This is a genomic window from Acidiphilium sp. PM (assembly GCF_000219295.1).
In the GTDB taxonomy this organism is placed as follows: domain Bacteria; phylum Pseudomonadota; class Alphaproteobacteria; order Acetobacterales; family Acetobacteraceae; genus Acidiphilium; species Acidiphilium multivorum.
Map to the genome: position 1 here is coordinate 1 of NZ_AFPR01000069.1, position 5,586 is coordinate 5,586.

General features: G+C 70.3%; 5 protein-coding genes. 3 read left to right on the plus strand and 2 right to left on the minus strand.

The annotated features are described in order from the left end of the window. The first annotated feature begins 96 nt into the window (after positions 1-96). The 3 genes from APM_RS02470 to APM_RS02480 are packed head-to-tail and all read left to right on the plus strand — an operon-like array spanning position 97 to position 2,999. A complete protein-coding gene (locus APM_RS02470; RefSeq protein ID WP_007421775.1) occupies positions 97-1,146 on the plus strand; it encodes an ABC transporter permease in 1,050 nt (349 codons plus the stop codon). A 28-nt stretch (positions 1,147-1,174) separates the two neighbouring features. Then, positions 1,175-2,212 (plus strand): sugar-binding protein, encoded by a 1,038-nt coding sequence (locus APM_RS02475; protein ID WP_007421776.1) that lies wholly within the window; start codon positions 1,175-1,177, stop codon positions 2,210-2,212. 4 nt (positions 2,213-2,216) lie between these two features. Beyond that, on the plus strand, positions 2,217-2,999 hold the full coding sequence (locus APM_RS02480) for an ATP-binding cassette domain-containing protein (RefSeq protein ID WP_007421777.1): 783 nt from the start codon (positions 2,217-2,219) through the stop codon (positions 2,997-2,999). Between the two features lie 21 nt (positions 3,000-3,020). Here APM_RS02480 and APM_RS02485 read toward each other — a convergent pair whose 3' ends face one another. After that, positions 3,021-3,845, minus strand: coding sequence for a metallophosphoesterase (locus tag APM_RS02485; protein ID WP_007421779.1), 825 nt, complete (start codon positions 3,843-3,845; stop codon positions 3,021-3,023). Further along, positions 3,842-5,212 (minus strand): MFS transporter, encoded by a 1,371-nt coding sequence (locus tag APM_RS02490; RefSeq protein WP_007421778.1) that lies wholly within the window; start codon positions 5,210-5,212, stop codon positions 3,842-3,844. The genes APM_RS02485 and APM_RS02490 overlap by 4 nt, the downstream gene beginning before the upstream one ends. Positions 5,213-5,586: the final 374 nt, after the last annotated feature.

The window sequence follows — 5,586 nt, forward strand, 5'->3', positions numbered from 1 at the left end:
CAGTGCGGCGCTCGATTGTTTGACTTGACAGACGGAAAGCCGCGCCGATAGGCTCATTTTTATAAGTTAACGAACACCCGAAACGGGAATCTGCTCATGGGGGAGCGACTGCGGGGCCGGGAACCGGCGCCAGACACGTCCGGCATCGGTCCGGCATCGCCAGCTCCGAGCCTGGCGCGGCGGGGGATCGACATCCTGCTCCTGCCCTGGGTGAGCGTGCTGATCGCGCTGGTCGCGATTTCGGCGCTGCTGAGTTTGGCGACCCCGTATTTCTTCACCGAAGACAACATCATCGGCACCGTCGCGGTCTATTTCTCGTGGATCTGCATCGCCGGGTTCGGCGAGGCGCTGGTGATGATCGGCGGCGGGCTCGACCTTTCGGTGGGCTCGACCATGGGGCTGGCCGGCATGATCTCGGCCATGGTGCTGGCGGCGGGCGGCAACCTTGCGCTGGCGCTGCTGGCGGGGCTCGCGACCGGGGCGGCGGTGGGGCTGGCCAACGGGCTGGTGATCACCCGCATCGGGCTCAACCCGTTCATCACCACGCTCGGCTCGCTCAGCGTGGTGCGGGGGCTGGCCTTCGGGATCGGCCAGGGGATGGCGGTGACGGCGCCGAGCGATGCGGCGGGCAACGCCTTCTCGGCGCTCGGCACCGGCACGGCGCTCGGCATTCCGGTGCCGGTGCTGGTGATGCTCGGCTTCGGCGTGATCGTCCATGTCGTGCTGACCGGCACGCCGTTCGGCCGGCATGTCTACGGGCTTGGCGGCAACGAGCAGGCCTCGCGCCTGCTGGGGCTTAACGTCGACCGGCTGAAGATCCGGCTCTACGTGATTTCCGGCGTGCTCGCCGCGATCGGCGGGATGCTGCTGACCGCGAAATCGGGCACGGCGCTGCCGGATGCCGCCACCGGCTACGAACTCAAGGTGATCGCCGCGGTGATCATCGGCGGCACCAGCCTCGCCGGCGGGCGGGGCACGATTCCGGGCGTGCTGATCGGTGCGGCGCTGCTCGGCGTGATCAATGACGGCATCGTCCTGCTCGGGCTGGCCGGCTACTGGCAGCAGCTGATCACCGGGCTCGTGATCGTCGCCGCCGCGGCGATCGACATCCTGCGCAGGAGGCTCGAACGCGTGCGCATCGCCTGAAACCGAACAAAGACAGGAGGATAACGCCATGACCAGAAACACGCTCATCCGCGCCGGGCGGCGCGACATTCTCAAACTCGCCGGCGCGGGGGCGGCGGCGGGGCTCGCGATGCCCGCGATCGCCCGCGCGAACAAGCGCTACACGATCGCGGTGGTGCCGAAATCGCTCGACAATCCGGTGTTCTACACGGCGCATTACGGGGCGATGCAGCGGGCGAAGGAGCTTGGCGATGTCGACCTGATCTGGACCGCCTCGGCCTCGTCGGATGCGAGCCAGGAAGCGGAGATCGTGCAGAACCTGATCACGCGGCATGTCGATGGCATGGCGATCGACGCCAACGCGCCGCAGCCGCTGATCGCCCCGGTCAACGAGGCGGTGGAGAAGGGCATCGTCACCATCACCTGGGATTCGGACGTGCCGGGCAGCAAGCGGCAGGTCTATTACGGGGTGGACAATACCAAGATGGGCGTCTCGATGGGCGAGCAGGCGCTGAAATTCATGGGCACCAAGGGCAAGGTGATCCTGATTTCCGGCGGGCCGGGGGCGACCAACCTGAACGCGCGGCTGGCCGGCGTGAAGCAGGTGATGGGCAAGCACAAGGGGATCGAGTTCCTCGGCCCGTATTTCGACAATGACGACCTGACCAAGGCGCAGGAGCTGATCGACAACGTGCTGACCGCGCATCCCGACGCGGGCGCGATCGTCGATGTCGCGGCGGTGGCGTTCTTCGGCAAGCTCTCGGCGATGCCCAAGCTGATCGCCAACCGCGGCAAGGTGAAGATCATCGGCTCGGACGTGCTGGCGCCGGAGATTCCGCTGGTCGAGAAGGGCTATGTGCAGGCGCTGGTCGGCCAGGATTACTGGGGCTGGGGGTATCAGACCGTCACCATCATCCACAACATGCTGACCAACAAGAAGTGCCATTATCCGACGCTGGTGCCGCAGGCGATGCCGGTGGTGACGAAGGCGAACGCGGCGCACTGGGTGAAGCTGTGGGACGAGGCGAAGACGCCGGCCGGGGCGGCGAAGGCGTTCCGGGAGGCGCCGATCGGCTGCATGGGCTGAGGCGATGGCCGAGCCGATCCTGAGCCTGCACGGCATCGCCAAGCATTACGGCCCGGTGCGGGCGCTCGACGCGGTGGATTTCGAGGTCGCGGCCGGCGAGATCGTCTCGCTGGTCGGCGACAACGGGGCCGGCAAGTCGACCATGGTCAAGATCATGTCGGGCGCGGTGCGGCCGAGTGCCGGGGAGATCCGCTTCGCCGGGCGGGCGGTGAGCTTCGCCTCGCCGCACGACGCGCGGGAGGCGGGGATCGAGACCGTGTATCAGGATCTCGCCGTGGTGCCGGAACTCGACGCCGAGGCGAACCTGTTCCTCGGCCGGGAATGGACCGGCAGCGGGCCGATCTCGCGCTTCTTCCTCGACAAGCGGCGGATGCGGCGGGCGGCGGAGGAGCATATCGCCTCGCTGAAGGTGAACCTGAAATCGACGCGCCAGCCGGTCGGTCTGCTCTCGGGCGGGCAGCGGCAGAGTGTGGCGGTGGCGCGCGCGATCCTGTGGGGGCGGAAGGTCGTCATCCTCGACGAGCCGACCGCGGCCCTCGGGGTGCGGGAGTCGCGCGGGGTGCTCGACCTCGTGCTGGAACTGCGGGCGCGGGGCTTCGGCGTGGTGATGGTCAGCCATTCGATGCCGCATATCTTCGAGGTGTCCGACCGGATCTTCGTGCTGCGGCACGGGCGGCGGGCCGGGTTCGTCGAGCGGGCGGCGGTGACGATGAACGACGTGGTGGGGATGATCACCGGCGTCGCCGTCTCGGAGAGCATGACGGTGCGGGAGGCGGGGCACTCGTAAGGCCTGTCGCCGCAGCGGCGCTCAGGAGAGGAACGGGAACGGGCCCGGATAGGAATCGACGAAGACCATCTGCGAGGTGAAGGACGCGCCGTCCCAGCGGTGCATCACGAAGGCGGGCGGTTCGAGGACGAGGGCGGAGGGGCCGTCCGGCGTCAGGTCGAACCGCACCTGGTGGGCGACCGAGGGGGCGATGACCACCGGCGCGCCGGCGAGGCGGCCGTGGATCATGCGGTGGACATGGCCGCACCAGAGCCCGGCGACGCGGGCGGCGTGCGGGGCGATCGCGGCTTCGAGGGCGGCGGCGTTCTCGAGGCCGATCGCGTCCATGTGGGCGATGCCGGTGGCGATGGGCGGGTGGTGCAGCAGGATGGCGGCGGGGCGGGGATCGGCGGCGAGCCGGTCGCGCAGGAAGCGGAGCTGGCCGTCGCCGAGCCGGCCGTGGCTCTCGCCGCCGATCGTGCTGTCGAGCGGCAGGAGGCGGACCGGCAGGTGCTCCGCCGGGCGGTTGACGCCGGCCTCGTCATCGGCGGCGAGGCGGTCGCCGAGGGTGGCGCGCATCGCCGCGCGGTCGTCGTGATTGCCGGGGATGAGGATGACGGGCACCCGGACATGACGCTCGATCAGCCCGGCGAGGAGGCGGTAGGCCTCGGCCTCGCCGCGGTCGGCGAGGTCGCCGGTGATCACCAGCGCGTCCGGCGCCGGGGCGAGGGCGGCGAAGGCGGCGAAGGCGCGCGCCGCCAGCATGTTGGTCTCGACGATGCGGTTGGCGGTCAGCCCCGGCGCGCGCAGGTGCAGGTCGGAGAACTGGGCGACCAGCAGCGGCGGCGCGCCGGGGCCGCCGCTCATTGTGCGGCCGCGGGGGCGAGGGCCTCGGCCTCGTCGTTCAGGTCTTCGAGCGAGCGGCCGGCGGTCTCGGGGATCAGCGCGTAGGTGAGGATGGCGCCGAGGACCGAGAGGCCGGCGAGCACGCCGATCGCCGCCACCTCGCCGAGCTTGGCGAAGACCAGCGGGAAGACGAAGGCGCTGAGCGAGGCGCCGAGGCGGCCGCCGACCACGGTGAAGCTCTGCGCCATGGTGCGGATGCGGGTCGGGCTCAGCTCGACGCCGAGCATCGCCGCGCCGCTGACCATGCTGGGCCCCATGATCATCACGTTGAACAGGCCGTAGACGACGAGGCCGAGCACCGGGTTCTGGCCGATATCCTTGTGGATCAGCGCGAAGATGACGAGGAGAAGGGCGGCGCCGGCATAGCCGCCGATCTGCACCGCCTTGCGGCCGAAGCGGTCGAGCAGGGCGAAGGCGCCGATCAGCACCGCCGGCATGATGAAGGCGAAGGTCATCAGCAGGGAGAACATCGTCGGGCTCAGGCCGAGGCCGTGGGCGATCAGCGAGGGGCCGAACAGGACGGTCGAGTAGATCACGATGTCGAAGATGAACCAGAGCAGGGCGGCGGCGAAGATCTGCCCGGCATGGCGGCGGAGCACCGCCATCACCTCGCGGCGGTCGGCCTCGGGGGCGGCGTGGCCGGTGCCGGTGATGCCGCGGATGACGGTTTCGGCGGCATCCTGGTCGCCGGCGACGCGGGCGAGGTAGCGCGCGGTCTCCGGCATCCGGCGGCGCAGCCAGAGCACCGAGAGCGCGGGCAGCGCGCCGGCGGAGAGGACGATGCGCCAGACCATGTCCGGCGCCACGCCGAGCGCGTGCAGGACGAGGGCGAGCAGGCCGGCGAGGGCCGCGCCGAGCCACCAGGTGAGGCAGAAGCCGACGCCGAGGGCGCGGCCGCGGTCGCGCCGGTTGGCGTGCTCGGCCATGATGGTGGGGGAGAGCACGTAGTCGGCGCCGACGCCGATGCCGAGGATGAAGCGGATCGCGATCAGCCAGGCGAGGTTGGGGGCGAAGGCCTGGGCGACCGCCGCGATCGCCATCAGCGCGACGTCGAGCCCGTAGAAGGTCTTGCGGCCGCGCTGGCCGAGAAAGCCGAAGATCAGCGCGCCGAGGGCGGCGCCGACCAGGGCGGAGCCGGCGAGCAGGCCGGATTCGAGGCTGTCGATCTTCGTCAGGCCGAAGGAGGCGAGCACGGTCGGCAGGACGATGCCGATCGAGGACAGGTCGTAGCCGTCGGCGAGCACGCCCATGCCGGTGGTGAACACGGCGCGCCAGTGGAAGGTGCCGAAGGACTGGTCGTCGAGGATGGCGAGGGAGGAACGCTGCATGGATTCGGCCTTTTTGCACAGGGATGCGGCGGGAGTCGCCCGGCGGGCGGGTGGCTGGCCGCCTGCTTAGGGCAGAAGCGGCGCGGGGTGGGTGACGCTACGGTGAAGGTTTCGGGACAGTCCGGTGACGCCGGGCACACGGCTTCGTCAGATGACGAGCGCGTGCGGACGGGTTGCGCGACCGCCCGGACGGCGGAAATTCACCGTCATGCCGAATCGTGTTCGCGCCGCCGCCCTGGGCCTTGCCGTGTTGACCTGTCTCGCGCCGCGCCCGGCGGCGGCGCAGGGGTCGGTCTGGACGCGCAAGCACCTGTTCGGCGACTGGGGCGGGGTGCGGACCGATCTCGCGCGGCGGGGCGTCGCGCTCGGCGCGG

Excerpts from the sequence above, each read along its gene's own strand:
- APM_RS02470 (WP_007421775.1), top strand. The coding sequence starts at position 97 with ATGGGGGAGCGACTGCGGGGCCGGGAACCGGCGCCAGACACGTCCGGC.
- APM_RS02475 (WP_007421776.1), top strand. The coding sequence starts at position 1,175 with ATGACCAGAAACACGCTCATCCGCGCCGGGCGGCGCGACATTCTCAAA.
- APM_RS02480 (WP_007421777.1), top strand. The coding sequence starts at position 2,217 with ATGGCCGAGCCGATCCTGAGCCTGCACGGCATCGCCAAGCATTACGGC.
- APM_RS02485 (WP_007421779.1), bottom strand. The coding sequence starts at position 3,845 with ATGAGCGGCGGCCCCGGCGCGCCGCCGCTGCTGGTCGCCCAGTTCTCC.
- APM_RS02490 (WP_007421778.1), bottom strand. The coding sequence starts at position 5,212 with ATGCAGCGTTCCTCCCTCGCCATCCTCGACGACCAGTCCTTCGGCACC.